The 21,088-nt window shown below is 51.8% G+C and carries 21 protein-coding genes and 1 riboswitch; of the genes, 14 read left to right on the top strand and 7 right to left on the bottom strand.

Annotated elements, in window-relative coordinates; translation table 11 throughout:
• Positions 1–12: 12 nt before the first annotated feature.
• Positions 13–642 (bottom strand): OB-fold-containig protein, encoded by a 630-nt coding sequence (locus AC5JPW_RS23210; protein WP_494243425.1) that lies wholly within the window; start codon positions 640–642, stop codon positions 13–15.
• Between the two features lie 167 nt (positions 643–809).
• A complete protein-coding gene (gene ubiK, locus AC5JPW_RS23205) occupies positions 810–1,115 on the bottom strand; it encodes a ubiquinone biosynthesis accessory factor UbiK (RefSeq protein WP_494243424.1) in 306 nt (101 codons plus the stop codon).
• 122 nt (positions 1,116–1,237) lie between these two features.
• Positions 1,238–1,387, top strand: a riboswitch (FMN riboswitch).
• Positions 1,388–1,482: 95 nt separating this feature from the next.
• On the opposite strand from ubiK, the gene ribB reads away from it, so the two are divergent.
• The 3 genes from ribB (at position 1,483) to ygiD (ending at position 3,628) form a co-directional block, all read left to right on the top strand.
• Entirely contained in the window at positions 1,483–2,136 is a 654-nt protein-coding gene (gene ribB, locus AC5JPW_RS23200) for a 3,4-dihydroxy-2-butanone-4-phosphate synthase (protein WP_494243423.1), read from the top strand.
• Between the two features lie 200 nt (positions 2,137–2,336).
• The gene (locus AC5JPW_RS23195) at positions 2,337–2,552 is read left to right on the top strand and encodes a hypothetical protein (RefSeq protein ID WP_494243945.1); all 216 of its coding nucleotides are present in this window, start codon (positions 2,337–2,339) and stop codon (positions 2,550–2,552) included.
• Positions 2,553–2,839: 287 nt separating this feature from the next.
• The gene (gene ygiD, locus AC5JPW_RS23190; RefSeq protein ID WP_494243422.1) at positions 2,840–3,628 is read left to right on the top strand and encodes a 4,5-DOPA-extradiol-dioxygenase; all 789 of its coding nucleotides are present in this window, start codon (positions 2,840–2,842) and stop codon (positions 3,626–3,628) included.
• A gap of 82 nt (positions 3,629–3,710) precedes the next feature.
• On the opposite strand, the gene AC5JPW_RS23185 is transcribed toward ygiD, so the two are convergent.
• From AC5JPW_RS23185 to tolC, 3 genes are all read right to left on the bottom strand, one after another.
• Positions 3,711–4,871: a glutathionylspermidine synthase family protein gene (locus tag AC5JPW_RS23185; RefSeq protein WP_494243421.1), complete on the bottom strand. Its 1,161-nt coding sequence runs from the start codon at positions 4,869–4,871 to the stop codon at positions 3,711–3,713.
• 5 nt (positions 4,872–4,876) lie between these two features.
• Positions 4,877–5,557: a DUF1190 family protein gene (locus tag AC5JPW_RS23180; protein ID WP_494243420.1), complete on the bottom strand. Its 681-nt coding sequence runs from the start codon at positions 5,555–5,557 to the stop codon at positions 4,877–4,879.
• Positions 5,558–5,710: 153 nt separating this feature from the next.
• Complete coding sequence (tolC, locus tag AC5JPW_RS23175; RefSeq protein ID WP_494243419.1) at positions 5,711–7,156, bottom strand: outer membrane channel protein TolC; 1,446 nt, start codon at positions 7,154–7,156, stop codon at positions 5,711–5,713.
• A gap of 204 nt (positions 7,157–7,360) precedes the next feature.
• Here tolC and nudF point away from each other — a divergent pair, with 204 nt between their 5' ends.
• From nudF to AC5JPW_RS23135, 8 genes are all read left to right on the top strand, one after another.
• Positions 7,361–7,993: an ADP-ribose diphosphatase gene (gene nudF / locus AC5JPW_RS23170; RefSeq protein WP_494243418.1), complete on the top strand. Its 633-nt coding sequence runs from the start codon at positions 7,361–7,363 to the stop codon at positions 7,991–7,993.
• Positions 7,990–8,412 (top strand): DUF1249 family protein, encoded by a 423-nt coding sequence (locus AC5JPW_RS23165; protein ID WP_458045732.1) that lies wholly within the window; start codon positions 7,990–7,992, stop codon positions 8,410–8,412. The genes nudF and AC5JPW_RS23165 overlap by 4 nt, the downstream gene beginning before the upstream one ends.
• Positions 8,413–8,436: 24 nt before the next feature.
• Positions 8,437–9,264 (top strand): 3',5'-cyclic-AMP phosphodiesterase, encoded by an 828-nt coding sequence (gene cpdA, locus AC5JPW_RS23160; RefSeq protein WP_494243417.1) that lies wholly within the window; start codon positions 8,437–8,439, stop codon positions 9,262–9,264.
• A complete protein-coding gene (yqiA, locus tag AC5JPW_RS23155) occupies positions 9,264–9,839 on the top strand; it encodes an esterase YqiA (protein WP_494243416.1) in 576 nt (191 codons plus the stop codon). The genes cpdA and yqiA overlap by 1 nt, the downstream gene beginning before the upstream one ends.
• Before the next feature lie 41 nt (positions 9,840–9,880).
• Positions 9,881–11,773, top strand: coding sequence for a DNA topoisomerase IV subunit B (gene parE / locus AC5JPW_RS23150; protein WP_494243415.1), 1,893 nt, complete (start codon positions 9,881–9,883; stop codon positions 11,771–11,773).
• 222 nt (positions 11,774–11,995) lie between these two features.
• Positions 11,996–13,060, top strand: a complete 1,065-nt coding sequence (uxuA, locus tag AC5JPW_RS23145; RefSeq protein ID WP_494243414.1) for a mannonate dehydratase — start codon at positions 11,996–11,998, stop codon at positions 13,058–13,060.
• 186 nt (positions 13,061–13,246) lie between these two features.
• Complete coding sequence (locus AC5JPW_RS23140; protein ID WP_494243413.1) at positions 13,247–13,579, top strand: TehB family protein; 333 nt, start codon at positions 13,247–13,249, stop codon at positions 13,577–13,579.
• A gap of 11 nt (positions 13,580–13,590) precedes the next feature.
• Positions 13,591–13,929, top strand: a complete 339-nt coding sequence (locus AC5JPW_RS23135) for a DUF1869 domain-containing protein (protein ID WP_494243412.1) — start codon at positions 13,591–13,593, stop codon at positions 13,927–13,929.
• Between the two features lie 61 nt (positions 13,930–13,990).
• Here the strand turns inward: AC5JPW_RS23135 and AC5JPW_RS23130 are convergent, their stop codons facing one another.
• On the bottom strand, positions 13,991–14,986 hold the full coding sequence (locus AC5JPW_RS23130; RefSeq protein ID WP_494243411.1) for a LacI family DNA-binding transcriptional regulator: 996 nt from the start codon (positions 14,984–14,986) through the stop codon (positions 13,991–13,993).
• Between the two features lie 253 nt (positions 14,987–15,239).
• Between AC5JPW_RS23130 and AC5JPW_RS23125 the strand changes: the two genes are divergently transcribed.
• Both AC5JPW_RS23125 and AC5JPW_RS23120 read left to right on the top strand, forming a co-directional pair.
• The gene (locus tag AC5JPW_RS23125; RefSeq protein WP_494243410.1) at positions 15,240–16,673 is read left to right on the top strand and encodes a glycoside hydrolase family 32 protein; all 1,434 of its coding nucleotides are present in this window, start codon (positions 15,240–15,242) and stop codon (positions 16,671–16,673) included.
• A 119-nt stretch (positions 16,674–16,792) separates the two neighbouring features.
• On the top strand, positions 16,793–18,034 hold the full coding sequence (locus tag AC5JPW_RS23120) for an oligosaccharide MFS transporter (protein WP_494243409.1): 1,242 nt from the start codon (positions 16,793–16,795) through the stop codon (positions 18,032–18,034).
• A 115-nt stretch (positions 18,035–18,149) separates the two neighbouring features.
• Here AC5JPW_RS23120 and AC5JPW_RS23115 read toward each other — a convergent pair whose 3' ends face one another.
• Entirely contained in the window at positions 18,150–19,007 is an 858-nt protein-coding gene (locus AC5JPW_RS23115) for a helix-turn-helix transcriptional regulator (protein WP_494243930.1), read from the bottom strand.
• Between the two features lie 164 nt (positions 19,008–19,171).
• Between AC5JPW_RS23115 and AC5JPW_RS23110 the strand changes: the two genes are divergently transcribed.
• A complete protein-coding gene (locus AC5JPW_RS23110) occupies positions 19,172–21,010 on the top strand; it encodes a DUF2264 domain-containing protein (protein WP_494243408.1) in 1,839 nt (612 codons plus the stop codon).
• Positions 21,011–21,088: the final 78 nt, after the last annotated feature.

Below are 21,088 nucleotides of genomic sequence, written 5' to 3'. Positions count from 1 at the left end.
TCCTTTTGATTATTACAATTCATTTGGCCAGGGATTGATTTCTGCCAAATAACGGCTTGCCGACAGTCGGCAGATAATAAGAACTTTATCGCCTCTTTTAAATGTTTTTCCCTCTTCGGGTTCCAGCAGTAAATAATGTACCTGGCCAAATTTATCTTTAAATTTACCTTCGCAAGGCTGACGGGAGGTCGCACTATGACCCGTAATCGTGGCCATTGCGCCAATAAAATCCTCTTCGGTGATAGCAGTGGTTTCATCGCCGGGTAACCACCGCCCGAGGACTCTGCCAAGATAGTGGGTGCAAACACCGGAAAACAGCAGACAGACAGGGGCCAGCAGCCAGTTTGGCACTGGAGACTGGAGCAGGGAAACACTCAGATGTTGTATCGTAATGCCGGACAGACCAAAGCATCCGGCAATCAGGCAGAGTACCACCAGGGCGGGGACCCGGCCAAAATTCAGATAGTGGAAAAATTGGTTCAGATGACCTGACGCGGCAGCATCATAATCACCTAAATGTGAATCGAGAAAACCGGAAATAATATTTCCCAGGAATAACGATATAATTTCTACCGCACCTATAAGTACAACAAATGCAATTGCAAAAAGATAAGGGGAGTAGTAATCAGGAAAAATATCCATATATTCTCCTTGGTTTATTAATTCGCAGTCCAAACAAAAAATCCAATTTTGTTACACAGGCGATAATATCACAGATGGCAGGGTGGCAGGAATGGATCTCATTACCAAATATCGTAGGGCGTACTCCATATTGCGAGTACGCCTGGCAGTGTTCTGGGGGGGGCAAATCAGGCGTTGGCGTCAGGCGCATCAACCGGTGGGATTGCTGGAGCCGGTTTCACTTCTGAGCTTACGCTACGGCTTTCCAGTTCACTCAGACGCTGTTCCAGCAGCGCAAGTTTTTCACGGGTGCGCAGCAGCACCTGCGTTTGCACATCAAACTCTTCCCGGCTCACCAGATCCAGGCGTGTCAGCTGTGACTGCAGTGTCTGACGGATTTTCTTTTCGACATCTTCCCCGAACTCACGAATCCCTTTCGGCATTGATTCGTGGACCTGACGCGCAATCTGTTCAATTTTTTTCGGGTCAATCATTTTGTGTTCCCTGTTCGGATAGGTTCTGACAATTATTGTAGTGTGATATGCAGTGACGATAAACCAGATTTGTTTGAAGGTTATGCGTTGCCGAAGGAAATCATTAGCGTTATAGTTATCGCGCTTATTCTCAGGGCGGGGCGAAATTCCCCACCGGCGGTAAATCAGCGAACGCTGAAAGCCCGCGAGCGCTTCCGATGCAAATTGGAAGGTCAGCAGATCCGGTGTAATTCCGGGGCCGACGGTTAGAGTCCGGATGGGAGAGAGTAACGATTCAGTCGGGCCTGGAGGCCTGCTCGCGTTATTTTTTTATACTCCTAAGACTGCCCTGATTCTGGTAACCATAACTTTATTGAGGTCTTTTACCATGAATCAGACGCTGCTTTCTTCTTTTGGCACGCCATTCGAACGTATTGAAAATGCTTTAAGCGCACTGCGCGAAGGTCGCGGAGTGATGGTGCTCGACGATGAAGATCGTGAAAACGAAGGCGATATGATTTTCGCCGCTGAAACCATGACCGTAGAGCAAATGGCGCTGACTATTCGTCACGGTAGCGGCATTGTTTGCCTTTGCCTGACTGAAGATCGTCGTAAACAACTTGATTTGCCGATGATGGTTGAGAACAACACCAGTGCGTACGGCACCGGTTTTACCGTCACCATCGAAGCGGCTGCTGGCGTGACCACCGGTGTTTCTGCCGCTGACCGCCTCACCACCGTGCGTGCGGCTATTGCCGATGGCGCAAAACCTTCCGATCTGAACCGTCCTGGCCATGTTTTCCCGCTGCGCGCGCAGCCGGGTGGCGTGTTAACCCGTGGTGGTCACACTGAAGCAACCATCGACTTAGTGACGCTTGCAGGTTTCAAACCGGCAGGTGTGCTGTGTGAACTGACCAACGACGATGGCTCAATGGGCCGTGCACCTGAGTGCATCGAATTCGCCCGTCAGCACAATATGGCCGTTGTGACTATCGAAGACCTGGTGGCCTACCGCCAGGAGCATGAGCGTAAAGCCAGCTAAGCGATAGTCTGTCCGAACAATCCGAAGCCAGGAAACTGACTTCGGATTTTTTATATCTGCACTTCTTACTCCCTCTGAAATCCCCGCATTTACCACCTTTGTTGATCTCACTAATGGATACATTCTCCTGCTACTTATAAAGTGGTAACCATTGATGGATTATTAGCACAATCAATTGTGTGATTTGATGAGGAGGGGAAATGCTAATTTACTGGTGCGGTTTTCTTGTGGTTGTATTTGTTATGTTCGCCCATATCCTCTGCCTGAAGCGTAATTGCCGCGCGTATCGTCAGGATAGAGATGCGCTCCAGGAAGGCTACCAACGTGCGTTAGAGGTTATTCACCGCCTGCAAGCCGGTGAGCAAATTGAGAAGTGCACTGAATCTGTCTCCCCTTCTGAGAGCTCTCATCTCTGATGGAGCGAGCCCTACGAAGCAGTAAAACCCTCTCTTCATATACACTTGTCATGTGACGTTGATGAGTTCTTCAGGAATATTGTGCAATATGCCATTTGCATCCATGACTGCTTATGGCGATCGTTCTGCTTGGATCATCTGATGCAGTATTTGCAGTGCTGATCCCATTTTTCGTTTTTTATATTCAAAATTTCTGAATATCTTAATCATGCTTATCTGAGTTCATCACTTTATAAAAAAGCGTAATGTGTTCACATCAAATCGACACACTCAGTAAGGATATCATCATGTCTGCACCTCGTATGCCAGCACTGTTTTTGGGCCACGGCAGCCCGATGAATGTTCTGGAAGATAACGTTTATACTCGCGCCTGGGCTCACCTTGGCGATACGCTGCCGCGTCCAAAAGCTATTGTGGTGGTCTCCGCTCACTGGTTTACCCGTGGGACCGGGGTGACGGCAATGGAAGCGCCTAAAACCATCCATGACTTTGGTGGTTTCCCGCAGGCGCTGTACGACACGCATTATCCGGCGCCTGGCTCGCCAGAACTTGCCCAGCAGTTGGTTGACCTGCTTGCCCCTGTTCCGGTCGGGCTGGATAAAGAAGCCTGGGGTTTTGACCACGGCTCATGGGGCGTGCTGATCAAGATGTACCCGAATGCGGATATCCCGATGGTGCAGTTGAGCGTTGATAGCACCAAACCCGCAGCCTGGCATCTGGAGATTGGTCGTAAACTGGCAACACTGCGTGATCAAGGCATCATGCTGGTGGCGAGCGGTAATGTGGTGCATAACTTGCGTACCGCGCGCTGGCATGGCGACAGCTCACCGTATCCTTGGGCGACCTCTTTCAATGATTTTGTGAAAGAGAATTTGACCTGGAAAGGACCTGCTGAGCAGCATCCGCTGGTGAACTATATGGATCATGAGGGCGGCTCGCTGTCGAACCCGACACCGGATCATTTCCTGCCGCTGCTGTATGTGCTGGGCGCATGGGATGGCGAAGAGGCGATTTCAATTCCCGTGGACGGTATCGAAATGGGCAGTCTCAGCATGTTGTCAGTACAGGTAGGCTAAGCCACTAAAAAGCCCGATAGCGAAGGCGCATCGGGCTTTATCAAGGCACCAGGGGAGAGGTAACTGCCCCCGGAGTTATGTGTTACTCGATAAAAATATGCGGATAGAAGCGGGACAGATCCTGGGTGATCAGTGCCCGATCTTCGCGAATACCGATACCGGCAGGTTGATCGTTGATAAGCCAACTGCCAATCAGCATGTAGCTGTCGCCGTATTTAGGCAACTGACAGAATTCCTGAACAATCATCCCTTCTTCACCGTATGGGCCTTCCACTTCTTCCACGGTTTTGCCGTTTTCAATAATGGAGACGTTCGCCCCTTCACGGGAGAAGATGGGTTTGAGCACATACTTATCCATTTCCGGGTGCGCATCTTCTGCGAAGTAAGCGGCCAGCAGGTTTGGGTGACCAGGGAACATTTCCCACAACATCGGTAGCAGCGCTTTGTTAGAGATAATGCTCTTCCAGGCCGGTTCCAGCCAGCGTACGCCAGCATCTTCCAGCTTGGTAGAGAACACTTCACGCAGCATGTACTCCCAGGGATAGAGTTTAAACAGGTTGCTGATCACTTGATCCTGCAAATCTGAGAACTGGCCCCGTTCGCCAAGACCGATATCTTCGATGTAGAGAAATTCGGTTGCGACCTCGGCTTCAGCGGCGCAATCCTGCAGATACTGCACGGTCCCGCGATCTTCAACGGTATCGCGGCAGCAGGCAAAGTGCAGCAGATTGAAGCCATGCTGTTCACGCAGCTCAGCGAAACGCTCAATAAGCTTTTCCTGCAGGCTGTTGAACTGATCGCTACCTTCCGGTAACTGACCGGCATTCACCTGATCTTCCAGCCAAATCCACTGGAAAAAGGCGGCTTCATATAATGAGGTCGGCGTATCGGCGTTATTTTCCAGCAACTTAGGTTCACCCGTGCCATCCCACGCTAAATCCAGGCGTGAATAGAGCGAAGGCTGCTGGGTTTTCCACGACTGACGCACAAATTCCCAGGTATGCTTAGGGATGCGGAATTTCGCCAGCAACTCGTCGCTGGCGATGACTTTATCCACAACCTTCAGGCACATCTGGTGTAACTCGGCGGTGACATCTTCGAGCTTCTCAACCTGGGCGAGTGTCAGCTTGTAGTAGGCATCTTCACACCAGTACGGCTCGCCATACATGGTGTGAAAATTGAAACCAAACTCAGTGGCTTTCTCGCGCCAGTTTGGGCGCTCAGTAATACTGATTCTTTCCATGCTGATCAGCCGCCCATTGAGCGAGTGGACGTGCCGCTGCCGCTGGCGCTGCTACGCTGCATGGTGTTTTGTTTCGCAACGGACTCACCGAATCCACCGCGCGTCACGGTTGACGTAGTGGCAGGTTTTGGCGCCATTGCGGTTTTCGATACGGTTGCTGAACGGCCTGGTTGAGCCGCGCCGTAGCTTTTACCACCGGCATCAGTGTACTGACCGTAGGCCGGGCTCGCCGGGTTACGGGAACTGAACAGCGGTTGCTGTGCAAAGCCTGCACCGCCGCCCATCATACGACCCATCATGTAACCTGCCATCAGCGGCATCCACATGCTGCCACCGGATTGCTGCACCTGCGCCTGGTTTTCAGGTGCCGTGCCCGCTTGCGATGGAGCCTGCTGACACTGGCCTTCACCAAATTCAGCCACGCAATCTTCACGACTCGCGTATTTTGGTGCCGTGCGTTCAGCTTCTTTCAGGGCATTGTTATAGGTCGTTGTACATTCTGCACTTTTACCAGGATTGGCAGATGAGCAGTCGTCCGCATTCTGGTACATGGATACTGTTTCATCGCTCTGTTCGCAGCCTGCCAGCATAAAAACGGCAGAAATAGCGAAAGCGACGGGCGTCAGGTGACGCGCGCTCCAGCTTTTGCGAAACATCGCATGATTAATGCTCTTTGTCCGTTTCATATTTGTCTTCCGAGACCCAAAGGTATGTATAAAAGGTCAGGATAGAGGATGAGTGTCTGAAAATGAAGCAGGATGCGGGCTGGAAGGGGGGATCTTTACGTTGCCTTACGTAAAAACGGGGGCTGTGTGCCCCCGTTTTGCAACATCAACGACTTAGCGAGTGGTTCGCGCTGCGGCCGGTTGAGCGGTAGCAGCCTGGTTTCCGTTCGCCATGTTGTTTACACGGGCTTCCTGGTCCGGGTTTTCCGGTGCTACGCTTTCAGGCGTGGTTGGGATAGCTTTACCCAGTGTGTTGTTCAGTGCGACCAGATCCTGCTCATTTAACGTACCCAGTGCCGATTTGATATTCAACTGGTTGATCAGGTAGTTATAACGCGCACTGGACAGTTGTTGTTTCGCATTGAACAGGGTAGTGGTCGCATCCAGAACATCAACAATGGTACGCGTACCGACGGAGTAGCCTGCTTCCATTGCGTCGAGGGAGCTTTGTGCAGACACAACCGCTTGTTTGTACGCATTGATGCTGCTGATAGAGGCGTTCACGTTGTTAAACGAGGAACGAACGGTCTGCACTACGCTGCGGTGTGCACTTTCAAGCTGCTCGCTGGCACCGACAAAATTATACTGCGCTTGTTTAACCTGAGAGTTCACCATGCCGCCCTGATACAGCGGGAGGGAGAAGCTCAGGCCAACTTTGTTCTGACCAATTTTGCTGTCGTCATACTGGCTGGTGTTAGTACGGGAGCCGCTGTATGAGGTGTTAGAAACCGTTGAGGATGCGGTCAAATTCAAGGTCGGCAAGTGACCATCCTGCGCCTGGCGGATTTGCTCACGCGCCAGATCCTGGGACAGACGAGCCTGCAACAGTGACAGGTTACGCGATTCCGCATCCTTCAGCAGCGTGTTGACCGCTTTCGGTTTGTCGGTTTTAAAGCCATCAACGTTCAGAGACGCCAACTCCGGATAATAGTTACCGGTCACCTGGCGCAGAGATTCAACGGCGTTATCCAGGTTATTGCGAGCAGTTACTTCATTCGCCAGCACGGTATCGTACTGAGAGCGGGCGTTCTGTACGTCAGTGATGGCGACCAGACCCACGTTAAAACGCTGGGTGGTTTGATCCAACTGACGGTAAATAGCCTGTTTCTGCGCTTCGGTATAAGACAAGGAGTCAATCGCGCTCAGGACGTTAAAATAGGCTGTTGCGGTATTAAGGATTAACGTCTGCTGATCGGTCTGATAGGTCACATCCTGGATGCCCGCGCTTTTTTCCTGTAAGGTCAGAGCACGCCATTTCGACATATCAAAGATTGTTTGGGTCAGCTGCAAAGAAGCGCTTGTCGCATTCGAGTTAACGCCATTGCTGTCGCGATAACCGTTGCCGTAAGCATAATCGGCACCCAAACCCAACTGAGGCAGTAACGGGCTGCGTGCTTCGTTGATTTTCTCGAAAGCAGCATCGCGATCTGCGCCAGATTTACGCAGGTCCGGGTTGCTTGTACGCGCCTGCTGATAAACCTGCAACAGGTTTTCTGCCTGGCTCATAGCACTGAAAGCCGTCAGGCTCAGGCCGATAAGGATGGGGAGCAATTTCTTCATTTGCATTCCTTGTTGTGAAGCATGAATAGCGCTGATCTTAATTCGGAAATAATCGCCGATTCTACCAGAGACTGCCATCGCTTAAGATTGGCGTTACGTGCCATCCGGCGTAAATTTGCTCCAATCTACCACATAGTATTTGAAACGGCAGTCAAACAGGCTTGAAATCCACGAAATCACCTTTGTTACGAACAGGATATCCGCATGAGTAAGCCGAATACGCTCCCAGTGACTTTCGCCAAAAACGATGTAGAAATTATTGCACGGGAAACGCTGTACAGCGGTTTTTTTTCGCTCGAACTTTACCGTTTTCGCCACCGTTTATTTAATGGTGAAATGAGCGGTGAAGTACGAAGAGAAATTTTTGAACGCGGGCATGCTTCAGTCTTGCTACCCTTTGACCCAGTGCGTGATGAAGTGGTGTTGATTGAACAAATTCGCATTGCAGCATTAGATACCAGTGAAAGCCCGTGGTTGCTTGAGTTGGTCGCAGGCATGATTGAAGAGGGCGAAACGGTCGAAGACGTTGCCCGCCGTGAAGCACAGGAAGAGGCCGGTCTATCGGTTGGGCGCATGAAGAAGGTGTTAAGCTACCTTGCAAGCCCTGGCGGGACCAGCGAACGCTTAACCATACAGGTTGGGGAAGTGGATGCCACAAAGGCTGAAGGTATACATGGCCTGGTGGATGAAAACGAAGATATTCGTGTTCATGTGGTTAGCCGGGAACAGGCTTACCAGTGGGTAGAAGAGGGGAAAATCGACAACGCGGCGTCTGTCATCGCCCTGCAATGGCTGCAACTGCATTATGAGGGCTTACGAAAAGAGTGGAAAAAATGAAGCGTTATACACCTGACTTTCCTGAAATGATGCGTCTGTGTGAAACCAATTTCGCACAGTTACGCCGTCTGTTGCCGCGTAATGATGAGGCAGGCGAAACGGTAAGCTACCAGGTGACGAATGCGCAATACCGGTTAACGATTGTTGAATCCACCCGCTACACTACGCTTGTGGAAATCAAACAAACCGTGCCAGCAATAAGCTACTGGAGCCTGCCGTCAATGACGGTTCGTTTGTATCATGATGCGATGGTGGCCGAAGTGTGTTCGAGTCAGCAGATCTTTCGTTTTAAAGCGCGTTATGATTATCCGAATAAAAAGTTGCATCAACGCGACGAAAAGCATCAAATTAATCAGTTTCTGGCCGATTGGCTACGTTACTGCCTGGCACATGGAGCAATGGCGATTCCGGTTTGTTAGCGTAGTGAAACCTAAGGACACCATTTGGAAAGCCTGTTAAACCTGAATCTGGCTGATGAGTCCAGAGTCAGGATATTACAAATTACTGATACTCATCTGTTTGCCGAAAAGCACGAAACGTTGTTAGGGGTGAATACCTGGGAGAGCTATCAGGCCGTGCTTGATGCCATTCAGGCACAACAACGTGATTGTGATTTAATTGTCGCTACGGGCGACCTAGCGCAGGACCAGACAGCTGCGGCCTATCAGCATTTCGCTGAAGGTATCGCAAGGTTTGGCGTACCCTGCGTATGGCTTCCGGGTAATCATGATTTCCAGCCTGCCATGTACAACGCACTGCATGAGGCGGGTATCTCTCCAGCCAAGCGCGTTTTTGTCGGCAATCACTGGCAAATCCTTTTACTGGACAGTCAGGTATTTGGTGTTCCTCACGGTGAGCTGAGTGAATTCCAGCTCGACTGGCTGGAGAAAAAGCTGGCGGACGCCGAAGAACGCCACACGCTGCTGCTTTTGCACCACCACCCTCTGCCTTCCGGATGTAGCTGGCTCGATCAACACAGTCTGCGCAATGCCGCGGAACTGGATAACGTTCTGGTTCGCTACCCCAACGTCAAAAACATGCTGTGTGGGCACATTCATCAGGAGTTGGATCTCAACTGGAATGGACGCCGTATGCTGGCGACCCCATCGACCTGCGTCCAGTTTAAGCCACACTGTGCGAACTTCACGCTGGATACGATTGCTCCGGGTTGGCGCTGGCTTGAGTTGCACGCCGATGGCAGCATGCACACGGAAGTTTGCCGTTTGCAAAGCGCCAGGTTTAGTCCTGATACCGCGTCAGAAGGCTACTGATGGCCACACTTCTCTATTTGCACGGATTTAACAGCTCTCCGCGTTCTGCAAAAGCGACGCAGTTCAGAACGTGGTTGGCAGAACATCATCCCGGTATTAACGTCGTGGTGCCGCAGCTGCCGCCGTACCCGGCTGAGGCAGCGGAGCTGCTGGAGCTGCTGGTGCTGGAAAACGGTGGACAGCCTTTGGGCATCGTAGGATCCTCATTAGGCGGCTACTACGCCACCTGGCTTTCACAGTGTTTGACCCTGCCTGCTGTCGTCATCAATCCGGCGGTTCGTCCGTTTGAATTGCTGGCCGATTTTCTGGGCAACAACGAGAACCCCTACACGGGGCAGCAATATGTGCTAGAGTCTCGCCATATTTACGATCTCAAAGTGATGCAGGTCGACCCGCTGGAAGCGCCGGATTTAATCTGGCTTTTGCAACAGACGGGCGATGAAGTGCTGGATTATCGTCAGGCCGTGGCGTATTACGATGCATGTCGCCAGACGGTAGAAGAGGGCGGTAACCACGCTTTTGTGGGCTTTGAGAATCATTTCACACAGATTGTCGATTTTCTTGGGCTCCGTTGAGCTGACAAGAAAACGACCCGATCACTATCTACGAACAAACCATGACGCAATCCTATAACGCTGATGCCATAGAGGTACTCACCGGGCTTGAGCCGGTTCGCCGCCGTCCGGGGATGTACACCGACACGACCCGCCCTAACCATCTTGGTCAGGAAGTTATTGATAACAGCGTGGATGAAGCGCTGGCAGGCCACGCCAAACGTGTGGATGTCATTCTGCACGCCGATCAATCACTGGAAGTTATTGATGATGGTCGCGGTATGCCGGTGGATATTCACCCGGAAGAGGGTGTTCCTGCGGTGGAACTGATCCTCTGTCGTTTGCATGCTGGCGGCAAGTTCTCCAACAAAAACTACCAGTTTTCTGGCGGCCTGCACGGCGTAGGTATTTCGGTGGTGAATGCGCTGTCGCGTCGCGTTGAGGTTAACGTTAAACGTGACGGGCAAGTCTATAACATTGCGTTTGAGAATGGCGACAAGGTCCAGGATCTGAGCGTGGTGGGTACCTGTGGGAAACGTACCACGGGTACCAGCGTACATTTTTGGCCGGACGAACAATTCTTCGATAGCCCGCGTTTTTCAGTTTCACGACTCTCCCATCTGCTCAAAGCGAAAGCCGTTTTGTGCCCGGGTGTGGAAATTACCTTTAAAGATGAAGTCAACAATACCGAGCAGCGCTGGTGTTATCAGGATGGTCTGACGGATTATCTGATGGAAGCCGTCAACGGCTTGCCGACACTGCCGCAGAAACCGTTTGTTGGCAACTTCTCTGCTGAGACCGAAGCGGTTGACTGGGCACTGCTCTGGCTGCCGGAAGGCGGTGAACTGCTGACCGAAAGCTACGTTAACCTTATCCCGACCATGCAAGGGGGGACGCATGTTAACGGACTGCGTCAGGGACTGCTGGATGCGATGCGCGAATTCTGTGAATACCGCAACATTCTGCCGCGTGGTGTGAAGCTGTCGGCGGAAGATATCTGGGATCGCTGTGCATACGTGCTGTCAGTGAAAATGCAGGATCCGCAGTTTGCCGGTCAGACCAAAGAGCGTCTGTCATCACGTCAGTGCGCGGCTTTTGTCTCTGGTGTCGTAAAAGACGCATTCAGTCTCTGGCTGAACCAGAACGTACAGGCCGCAGAGATGCTGGCTGAAATGGCAATTTCCAGTGCTCAGCGCCGTATGCGCGCCGCCAAAAAGGTAGTGCGTAAGAAGTTGACCAGTGGCCCGGCGCTGCCTGGCAAGCTGGCTGACTGTACTGCCCAGGATCTCAATCGTACCGAACTGTTCCTGGTCGAAGGGGACTCGGCAGGTGGATCAGCCAAGCAGGCGCGCGATCGTGAATACCAGGCGATCATGCCGCTCAAGGGTAAGATCCTGAACACCTGGGAAGTCTCTTCTGATGAGGTACTGGCCTCGCAGGAAGTGCATGATATCTCTGTAGCGATCGGTATGGATCCTGACAGTGCGGATTTGAGCCAGTTGCGCTACGGTAAAATTTGTATTCTCGCGGATGCGGATTCCGATGGTTTACACATTGCCACGCTGCTTTGCGCGCTCTTTGTGAAACATTTCCGCGCGCTGGTGAAAAACGGCCATGTTTATGTGGCGTTGCCGCCGCTCTACCGTATCGATCTGGGCAAAGAAGTTTATTATGCCCTGACGGAAGAAGAGAAAATTGGTGTGCTCGAACAGCTTAAGCGCAAGAAGGGCAAACCTAACGTCCAGCGCTTCAAAGGCCTCGGCGAAATGAACCCGTTACAGCTGCGCGAAACGACGCTTGATCCGAATACCCGCCGTCTGGTTCAGTTGATCATCAGTGACGAAGATGAACAGCAAACGAACGCCATGATGGATATGTTGCTTGCCAAGAAACGTTCTGAAGACCGTCGCAACTGGCTGCAGGATAAAGGCGATATGGCAGACATCGAAGCCTGATTCTCCCGGACGCTTCAGGTCACAAGGCCTGAAGCGTTTTACTTTCTGCTCTGTATCTCATTTTCCCCACCTCTGGTACTTTCTGTCTCTACCCCTTTTCTCATTTCCAACGACGATATTCACACCAGAATTTGATTGCTTAATTCTCACTGCGGTTTTAAGGTATTAACATTAACTACTAGTATGGTAGATGATTTTTTACTTTCAAATCGAGGTTGTTCTATGCAGATGACAATGCGGTGGTTTGGGCCAAAAGAGGACAAGGTCTCTCTTGAATACATCCGCCAGGTGCCGGGTGTGGAAGGAGTTGTTGGTGCACTTTATGATGTGCCGGTTGGCGAATTGTGGCCTGTCGATAAGATTGAAGCGCTGGTCGGGCAGGCTCACGCCGCCGGGTTAAAAATGGAAGTCATTGAAAGCGTTAATATTCATGATGACATCAAAATTGGCCTGCCGAGTCGCGATCGTTATATCGAAAACTACAAGCAAACCATCCGCAACCTGGCCCGCGTTGGCGTGAAAGTCATCTGCTATAACTTCATGCCCGTCTTTGACTGGATGAAGACCGACATGAACTATGTTCTGCCGGACGGTTCCGTGACAATGGCATTTGAAAAGAAAGACATCGATAAGAGCCTGGAAGAGGTGGTCAGCGAAGTCCTCAGCAACTCGAACGGCTTTGCTCTGCCGGGTTGGGAACCAGAGCGCCTGGCCAAGGTACAGGAACTCTTTGCCAGCTACAAAGATGTGGATGATGAGAAGTTGCGGGAAAACCTGGTCTACTTCCTGAAGGCCATTATTCCAGTCTGCGAAGAAGTCGGTATCAAAATGGCGATTCATCCTGACGATCCGCCGTACTCTATTTTTGGCCTGCCGCGGGTAGTGAAAAATCGCCAGGATCTGGACTGGCTGTGCAATGCCGTCGATTCTGAAGCCAATGGGATCACGCTGTGTACTGGATCTATCGCTGAAGATCCTGATAACAACGTCTATGAGATCCTCGCAGAGTTTAGCCGCCGCAAGCGCATCCATTTCGCCCATGTGCGCAACATCAAGATTATCAAAGACAAAGATTTTTACGAGTGTGCACACCCGTCTCAGTACGGCTCTCTGGACATGTACAAGGTGATGCAGTCGCTGCACGACAACGGTTTTGATGGCTACATCCGCCCGGATCATGGTCGCTTTATCTGGGGCGAAACGGGGCGTCCGGGCTATGGTTTATACGACCGTGCGTTGGGCGTCACCTATCTCCTCGGACTCTGGGAAGCGCTGCAGAAACGCTAATCCCCCAATTTTGCTGGCGATACACTTTCGCCAGCATTTTCCTCTTACTTCAGACTTACCCCTGTCTACCCCCTCTCTACCCCTCTTGTCGTAACGTGCCTTTTTCCATTCACATTGCGGACTTAAAGTAGTATTTTGGATGCAATATAACGTTTCTCCCGACACACATTCCTACGAGGATGAAACATGCAACGCATTGTTATACCAACAAATTATGTGCACGTGCGCACTACGCCTTTATGGACAAACACCACCGCACCCGCCTCAATATGGCAACGTCACCTGGATGCGGGAACGCGTCAGGGCGTCTACCCGCGTCTTAGCGTCATGCAGGGCACCATCCGCTATTACGGTTATGCCGATGAGACCAGCCCGGAGCCCATTGAAACGCTCACCATCGAAGCCGGGCAGTTCGGTGTTTTCCCGGCAGAAGTCTGGCATCGCATTGAAGCCTTATCTGAAGATACGGTGTTCAACGTCGATTTTTGGGTTGATCCTAAAATTTTGATTGAAGGGTGAGGGGAGAGAAAATGACCACTGAAAACCTGGGATATTCCGTAGCGGTAACCAACCGTAGCAGCAGCGAAACCCATGAAAAAATCTGGCTGAAACCGATGGCACTCTACGTGCCGGATGTTGCGGTTGGGGCGGTCAATGAACTGGTCGCACAACTGGCAGACAAGAGCGAAAGCGAGAAAGGCTTTGTGCTAACAGTGACCAACAACAACAACGGGGTTTCTGTCGATAAAGACAAACTGACGCTGGCAAATCTGAACGATCCCACCTTTGCTGCGGACGCAGTGAAAGACTTGATCAACATTGTTCGCGGCTATGAGTCCGACGAAGAGACCAACGTTTGCGGCTGGTAGCGATCCTGTCGCTCGTTGAAAAGGAGGTTAACGACCTAATGGTTAACCTCTTTTCTCACCATTACAAAGACTGACGGGGAAGGTAAGGGCTGTCGACGCGTACCGTCTCCTGATGGTTTTCCCCATTGATAATATGTAACGCGCTCAGGCGGCCAATCTCGTAATGCGGGAGTTGTACTGTAGAGAGTGGCGGTACGAAAAGTTCACCCGTTCCCACCATATTGTCGTATCCCAGTACTGCGACATCCTGCGGGATCCGCAGCCCTTTTGATAACAACACCTGATACACCACGAATGCGACGCGGTCATTACCGCACACGATGGCGTCTATGGCGGGTTTCTTGCCGTTGAGCAGGGGGGTAAGAATATCCACAGTATCAATATGATGCTGATCGCCAGGTGGAAGGTAGTAGTGGTGAAGCGTGTCCGGATTCACTCCCATTTCCCGGCAGGCACGTTCAAGGCCCGCACGGCGTCGGCCGCTGGCGACAATCTCTTTCGGAAGATGAATACATAACAGGTTGCGATAGCCTGCTTTCAGTAACGCCTTCACGCCCAGATACTGTCCTTGTTCATCGTCGGGAATGTAGCTGGCCAGTTGTCCAGAGAGACTTTCGCAGTTTGCCAGCACGCAGGGCAGCGTGCGCAGTTTGTCCGGAACTGGGACATGGCGCAGCCCCATGGTGGTGTAGATGATGCCATCCGGGCGATGTGCCAGCAGCAAATCAACAATTTTCTCCGGGCTGTCGTTACTGAACATGTTCACTAGCAGACTATTCCAGCCGTGTGCGCGCGCAGTCTCTTCAATGGAGAGAGTGATCTCCACTGAGAACGGCGTGGTCATGGTGTCCAGCGCCAGCACGCCAATCGTGTTCATGGTCGATTTCCCGCCGCGAATTTTCTTCGCTGACAGGTCGGAGACATAGTTGAGCTGCTCGACGGCGGCCATCACCCGTTCAAGGGTCTCTGCTTTCAGGCGTTGCGGTTCATTAATGGCGCGAGAAACCGTCATCAATGACACGTTCGCTAATTTCGCCACATCCTTTAAAGAGGCCATATTGTCTGCCATTACCCTTATCTTTTGCGCCTGGCGGCGCCTTACCCCAGCTGCGGAGCATTATGTCAGTGCTGTCGTCATAAAAACGCAGCAAAAATGAGATCACCGTTACATTACCTCAATGTTAACGTTAACTTTTGTGATTAACATCGCAAGGGCTACAAAGAATGCATGAATACATGAAATGTTAACGTTATCTTTTTTCTTATCCACTCCATTGTCCCTTTTACTTTTGATAAGAAAGCAGGTTGCGATGACACTTCTACTGACTGCCGCGAATCACGCGCTGAACGACAAAAAAGATGCGATAAACCCACGCTGGTATCCGCAGTACCATCTGGCTCCGCAGGCGGGCTGGATGAACGACCCCAATGGTCTGACGTGGTTTGATGGCTATTTCCACGCCTTCTTCCAGCACTATCCCTTTGGACCCGATTGGGGGCCGATGCACTGGGGCCATGCGCGCAGTCGCGACATGGTGCGCTGGGAACACCTGCCGGTTGCGCTGGCCCCCGAAGGCCCGGAAGACAAAGACGGCTGCTTTTCTGGCTCCGCCGTGGTGAACGGTGACACGCTGGCGCTGATTTACACCGGGCATAAGTTCCACGGTGAACCGGTGGAGGCCAATCTCTACCAGGTGCAGTGCCTGGCGACCAGCACGGATGGCATGACGTTTCAACGACAGGGACAGGTGATTGATACCCCGGCGGGCGTACACCATTTTCGTGATCCGAAGGTTTGGCGGGAAGGTGAGGCCTGGTACATGGTGGTGGGTGCCAGAACGGCAGATATCGGTGAAGTGCAGATTTATCGCTCCGCCGATCTGCGTCACTGGGAGTTTGAAAGTAACATTAAACAAGATGATGGCACGCTCGGCTTCATGTGGGAATGCCCGGACTTGTTTACGCTCGGTGAGACGCAAGTGCTTATGTTCTCTCCGCAGGGCGTCAGGGCCGACGGTTATCACAACCGTAACCTTTTCCAGAGCGGATATCTCACGGGTAAATGGCAGCCCGGTTCACCGTTTGTCGCCACAAGCGAATTCAAAGAGCTCGATCATGGGCATGATTTTTATGCGCCACAAAGTTTTACCACCCCGGACGGACGTCGTGTGGTCATCGGCTGGCTGGCAATGTGGGAATCGCCGATGCCAGAGAAAGCTGACGGCTGGGCGGGCATGCTGTCACTGCCACGCGAACTGATGCTTGATGACAGGGGAAATGTGCGCATGACCCCGGTTAAGGAGCTGGAAACCCTGCGCGGTAAACAGTACCCGTGGCCGGTCAGCGAGTTGCACAACCAGACACTACAGGTCGCAGATCATGCCAGCGCGATGGAAATCTCTCTTTGCTGGGACATGAGCCACAGCGATGCGGAGCAGTATGGCCTGAGTCTGGGTGACGGCGCGCGCCTTTATGTTGATAACCAGTCCCGTCGTCTGGTGCTCTCCCGTGATTATCCGCAGGCGGGGTTAAGCGGTTATCGCAGCGTGCCGCTACCGGAAGATGGCCTGCTTCATCTGCGTATTTTTATCGACCATTCCTCACTGGAAGTCTTCGTCAATCAGGGGGCATTCACGCTCAGCAGCCGTATTTATCCTGATCCACTCCGCCGCACCCTTTCGCTGTTCAGCCAACAGGGCCATGCGGTGGTGCAGCAGGCGTGCGCATGGGAACTGGTGAACTGAGTCATTAGTAGTCAGTACCGCAGGAAGATGTAAGGCAAGGGTGACGCACATTTGCAGGAAACGGCGGTGTCGACAGCTCCCGTTAACTTGCATCCTCATCATCGAACGGAGAACGAAGAATGAAAATAAATCTGCCATTCAGCAATAAACAGTACGGCTTTTCGTCCGGGTATCTGCTCTTCTTTTTTGCTGCCTGGTCACTTTGGTGGTCGTTTTATGCCATCTGGCTTAAAACGAAACTGGGCTTAACCGGTTCCGAACTGGGCATGCTCTATTCCGTAAACCAGTTCTTCAGCATGATTTTTATGGTCGGCTATGGCGTGATTCAGGACAAACTGGGCACCCGGAAACCGCTTATCTGGCTGGTTGGTCTGGTTTTGCTGCTCAGTGGTCCTTTTCTGATTTACGTTTATGAGCCGCTTTTAGCATCGAACTTCACCCTCGGAATGGTGTTGGGGGCGATTTTCTTTGGCATTGGTTATCTTGCCGGATGTGGCCTGGTTGACAGTTTTATTGAGAAACTCAGCCGTAAATTCAATTTTGAATTTGGTACCGCCCGCTTTTGGGGCTGTATTGGCTATGCCGGAGGCACCTTTGTCGGCGGGATCTTTTTCAGCATTAACCCGCATATTAATTTCTGGTGTGTGTCGCTGATGGGCCTGCTGTTTTTGCTGGTTAATCTGTTTTTCAAAACGGAGTCCGCTCGTGAAGAAACCCAGAATGCCAGCACCCTTAGCACACAGGATTTTCTCTCCATTTTTAAAGACATTCAGTTCTGGTTTTTTGTGGTGTTTATCATCGGCACCTGGTCGTTTTACAATATCTACGATCAGCAAATGTTCCCGGTATTCTATGCCGGATTGTTTGATGATCCGAACGTCGGCTCGCGGGTCTATGGCTACTTAAACTCAGTGCAGGTCATCCTTGAAGGTATCGGCATGGCGCTGACGCCGTTCCTGATTAACCGCATAGGACCAAAATCAGCGTTGATGTTGGGCGGGATTATCATGACGTGCCGTATTCTGGGGTCTGCGCTTTTTACCGATGTCTATGTCATTTCCTTTATTAAAATGCTCCATGCATTAGAAGTCCCCCTGTTTATTATTTCCGTCTTTAAATTTAGCGTGGCGAATTTTGATAAACGCCTCTCTTCCACCATATTCCTGGTTGGTTTTAATATTGCCAGTTCATTAGGCATTATTGTCCTGTCACTGCCTATCGGGAAATTGTTCGACCGTGTGGGATATCAATCCATCTTCTTCATGATGGCGGGAATTGTCATCGTAATGGTGCTCTTTGGCTCCCTTACATTGAGCAAGAAAACCCAGCAAAATAACCAATTAGAGTCCGTAGAAAGTTAACCTCTGAGTTTTATTTAACGTCTTTTATCACCACGCTGTATTTCAGTCAGCGGGACGCCCCACACCTGAAAAGCACCGCAGGCCGCCATGCGGTGCTTTTACGGGATGTCCGAAATTAAATCGCCGAGGTGTGATTCTTGCGATAGCGCAGCGGCGTTTCACCAATCCCTTTTTTGAACGCGCTAATAAAATAGGTCACATCGGAGAAGCCGCTTTCGCAGGCAATATCGCGAATGCTGCGAGTGCTGTGCAGTAACAGTTCGCAGGCTTTACGCAAACGCAGTGTGTTTAAATACTGGTGAATGGGCTCGCCGGTTTCGAAGTGAAAGCGTCTGGAGACATAACTGCGCGATTTCCCCAAATCTTCTGCCAGCCTATCCAGGCTGAATTTCTGCTGATAATTCTCCTCCAGCCAGAACATTACGGGTGTGGCTACTCCGGTCTGCGCTTCTGGCATTTTTTCCTGCTCTTCCGGCAACATATTGAGCAGGGTGAGCAACAGGCACGCTACCTGTTCGGCGGTTAAACGCGCCTGTGTAGCCATTCGGGCATAATCGCTAAACAGATGATCGATATGCGGATGAATAGTCGCCGCATCCATCACCACTGCTGCGCCGCTGCGTGCAGAAAGCCGCTGTAAGCGCCGCTGGTTTTGAGGGAAATCGCGGAACAGTTTCAGCACAGCGTGCTGATCGACATGAATAATGGTACGCCGATAGCAGTTCTGGGCCTGTTCATCGACCATCACTTTATGCAGCGTAAAAGGCGGGAAGAAAAAGAGCCTGCCGGGGCGCATGGTGTACTGGCGGTTATCAACAATCACCACGCCAAAACCTTCCTCGACATACAGCACTTCTAAGCATTGATGCCAGTGATGGTAGCGAACCGTATTGGCAAACAGGCGACTGAACGACACGACCGCATCGTTAAGGGTGATCAACTCCAGACGTTCTGCATGCCAGTTGTCACTCATGGTGCAATAGATCTCAATTTTTGTGCTGATAGCCAACGTTATAAACCACCATTTTAAATTTCCTCAACAGGGGGTTTAAACAAAGCTCATCCGTGTGACAGGGGTAACATTTCTGCGGAGGGGCGATTCACTATCCTTTAGCCACTTATCAGGGGAGTAAACCGATGCCGATGTCCGAAGGAAAAAAATCAATTTCATTGTCTTTCCGCCAGGAGGTGGTGGACGCGCTGGTGACAATGCTGAGTGCGTTGGATAAGCAATTTCCTGCGGGCAGTTCGGGGTTTTCGCTCGGTGATACCGAGGCGCATTACGGCGCAAAGATAGCGGAGATGGAAGTGCTGTCGCGGGCAATGTGGGGTGTCTTCCCGCTGCTCTCTGGCGGTGAAGCCACACCGTTGGCTGACAAATACATCGCTGCGCTGAAGCAGGGAACCGATCCTGAAAGCCACGGCTACTGGGGTAAAACCGGGCCATACGATCAGCGCCTGGTGGAGATGGCGGCCTGGGGATTGGGTCTGGCGCTTTTACAAGGTGAATGCCTGTCTGGTTTTAGCCCGCGTGAGCGCGACAACCTGCACCGCTGGCTGAATCAAATTACCGACGCACAGATGCCTGACAGCAACTGGAACTATTTCGCCATTCTCGTTCAGTTAGGCTTTAAACGCGCCGGGCTGCCCTGGGATCAACAGGCTATCGACCATCGCTTTACCCTGATGGATGCCTACTATCTGGGTGACGGCTGGTATTCCGACGGCCCAGGTCGCCCTAAAGACTATTACATCTCCATGGCTTTTCATTTTTATGGCCTGATTTACGCCACCCTCAACGGGGAAGATGACCCGGAGCGCGCGGCGGTGCTGCGCGAACGTGCGGTGCTGTTCGCCGATGATTTTATTTATATGTCTGCCGCTGGCGGCGAATCCATCCCCTTCGGGCGTAGCCTGACCTACCGGTTTGCGATGGTGGCGTTCTGGAGTGCCGTGGCCTGGTCTGAACTCCCGGTGCTCACACCGGGTGTCGTGAAAGGTATTATTCTGCGCCATTTGCGCTGGTGGTTGTCGCAGCCGATTTTTGACCGTGACGGTATTCTGACGCTGGGTTTTGCCTATCCGAATCTGGCGATGTGTGAGGACTACAACTCGCCGGGCTCGCCTTACTGGGCGCTGAAAGTGTTCCTGATTCTGGCCCTGCCGCAGAGCCATGCTTTCTGGCAGGCCGACGAGGCGCCGCTGCCTGAACTGGCACCGAAACGTGTCATACCGCATGCCGAGCAGATTCTGGTGCACACGGCTGACTCTCGCCACGTCTACATGCTGACCTCTGGGCAACTGGAGCTGAATAATTACGTTAACACCGAGGCGAAATACACCAAATTTGCCTACTCCAGCCGCTTTGGTTTCACCATTGAGCGTGGCCGCTACGGCATTAAACATGCTGCCTGCGACTCGATGTTACTGCTTAGTGAGGGAGACAACTATTTTCGTGGTCGGCGCGAGTGTGACGAGGTGGCGGTGCATGATGACCACATTTTCTCCCGTTGGTCGCCGTGGCGCGATGTGCAGGTGACGACCTGGTTGATTCCTTGCGGCGAGTGGCACCTGCGGGTGCATCGCATTCACTCCACACGCGAACTGCAAAGCGTGGAGGGCGGTTTTGCGGTCATGAAAGCAGATCCGCACTTGCTCACCCAGGGCGCTCACAACGGTTGCCGTCTTGAGGCTGAAAATGGGGTCAGCACGATAGTCGACCTTTCGCCTCTGCTGAAGCGTGAAGCCGACTGTGTGGTGACGCCGCCAAACAGCAGTGTGATGTTCGCCGCGTGCGCAGCAATTCCGATGTTACAGAAAACCCTACCCGCCGGGGAACACTGGCTGGCCTGCGCCGTTCAGGCCAGTATCAGTCACCCTGATTTTAATGATGTCATGCCTGAATTAACGATTGAACCCGACCATTTTCGGGTTAATACCAAAGAGCAAAATACAATAATAACTTTTGCGCGATAACAAGCGCGGCCAGAAAAATAACAGAAATATTATCGTCATTCGCAATCTCTGAACGCTACACGATTTGTCGAGGATAGT

This window comes from Phytobacter sp. (assembly GCF_059074235.1).
The sequence above is the reverse complement of the archived record's forward strand: the minus strand, read 5'-3'. Positions and strand labels throughout refer to the sequence as shown.

Excerpts from the sequence above, each read along its gene's own strand:
- AC5JPW_RS23210 (WP_494243425.1), bottom strand. The coding sequence starts at position 642 with ATGGATATTTTTCCTGATTACTACTCCCCTTATCTTTTTGCAATTGCA.
- ubiK (WP_494243424.1), bottom strand. The coding sequence starts at position 1,115 with ATGATTGACCCGAAAAAAATTGAACAGATTGCGCGTCAGGTCCACGAA.
- ribB (WP_494243423.1), top strand. The coding sequence starts at position 1,483 with ATGAATCAGACGCTGCTTTCTTCTTTTGGCACGCCATTCGAACGTATT.
- AC5JPW_RS23195 (WP_494243945.1), top strand. The coding sequence starts at position 2,337 with ATGCTAATTTACTGGTGCGGTTTTCTTGTGGTTGTATTTGTTATGTTC.
- ygiD (WP_494243422.1), top strand. The coding sequence starts at position 2,840 with ATGTCTGCACCTCGTATGCCAGCACTGTTTTTGGGCCACGGCAGCCCG.
- AC5JPW_RS23185 (WP_494243421.1), bottom strand. The coding sequence starts at position 4,871 with ATGGAAAGAATCAGTATTACTGAGCGCCCAAACTGGCGCGAGAAAGCC.
- AC5JPW_RS23180 (WP_494243420.1), bottom strand. The coding sequence starts at position 5,557 with ATGAAACGGACAAAGAGCATTAATCATGCGATGTTTCGCAAAAGCTGG.
- tolC (WP_494243419.1), bottom strand. The coding sequence starts at position 7,156 with ATGAAGAAATTGCTCCCCATCCTTATCGGCCTGAGCCTGACGGCTTTC.
- nudF (WP_494243418.1), top strand. The coding sequence starts at position 7,361 with ATGAGTAAGCCGAATACGCTCCCAGTGACTTTCGCCAAAAACGATGTA.
- AC5JPW_RS23165 (WP_458045732.1), top strand. The coding sequence starts at position 7,990 with ATGAAGCGTTATACACCTGACTTTCCTGAAATGATGCGTCTGTGTGAA.
- yqiA (WP_494243416.1), top strand. The coding sequence starts at position 9,264 with ATGGCCACACTTCTCTATTTGCACGGATTTAACAGCTCTCCGCGTTCT.
- parE (WP_494243415.1), top strand. The coding sequence starts at position 9,881 with ATGACGCAATCCTATAACGCTGATGCCATAGAGGTACTCACCGGGCTT.
- uxuA (WP_494243414.1), top strand. The coding sequence starts at position 11,996 with ATGCAGATGACAATGCGGTGGTTTGGGCCAAAAGAGGACAAGGTCTCT.
- AC5JPW_RS23140 (WP_494243413.1), top strand. The coding sequence starts at position 13,247 with ATGCAACGCATTGTTATACCAACAAATTATGTGCACGTGCGCACTACG.
- AC5JPW_RS23135 (WP_494243412.1), top strand. The coding sequence starts at position 13,591 with ATGACCACTGAAAACCTGGGATATTCCGTAGCGGTAACCAACCGTAGC.
- AC5JPW_RS23130 (WP_494243411.1), bottom strand. The coding sequence starts at position 14,986 with ATGGCCTCTTTAAAGGATGTGGCGAAATTAGCGAACGTGTCATTGATG.
- AC5JPW_RS23125 (WP_494243410.1), top strand. The coding sequence starts at position 15,240 with ATGACACTTCTACTGACTGCCGCGAATCACGCGCTGAACGACAAAAAA.
- AC5JPW_RS23120 (WP_494243409.1), top strand. The coding sequence starts at position 16,793 with ATGAAAATAAATCTGCCATTCAGCAATAAACAGTACGGCTTTTCGTCC.
- AC5JPW_RS23115 (WP_494243930.1), bottom strand. The coding sequence starts at position 19,007 with ATGAGTGACAACTGGCATGCAGAACGTCTGGAGTTGATCACCCTTAAC.
- AC5JPW_RS23110 (WP_494243408.1), top strand. The coding sequence starts at position 19,172 with ATGCCGATGTCCGAAGGAAAAAAATCAATTTCATTGTCTTTCCGCCAG.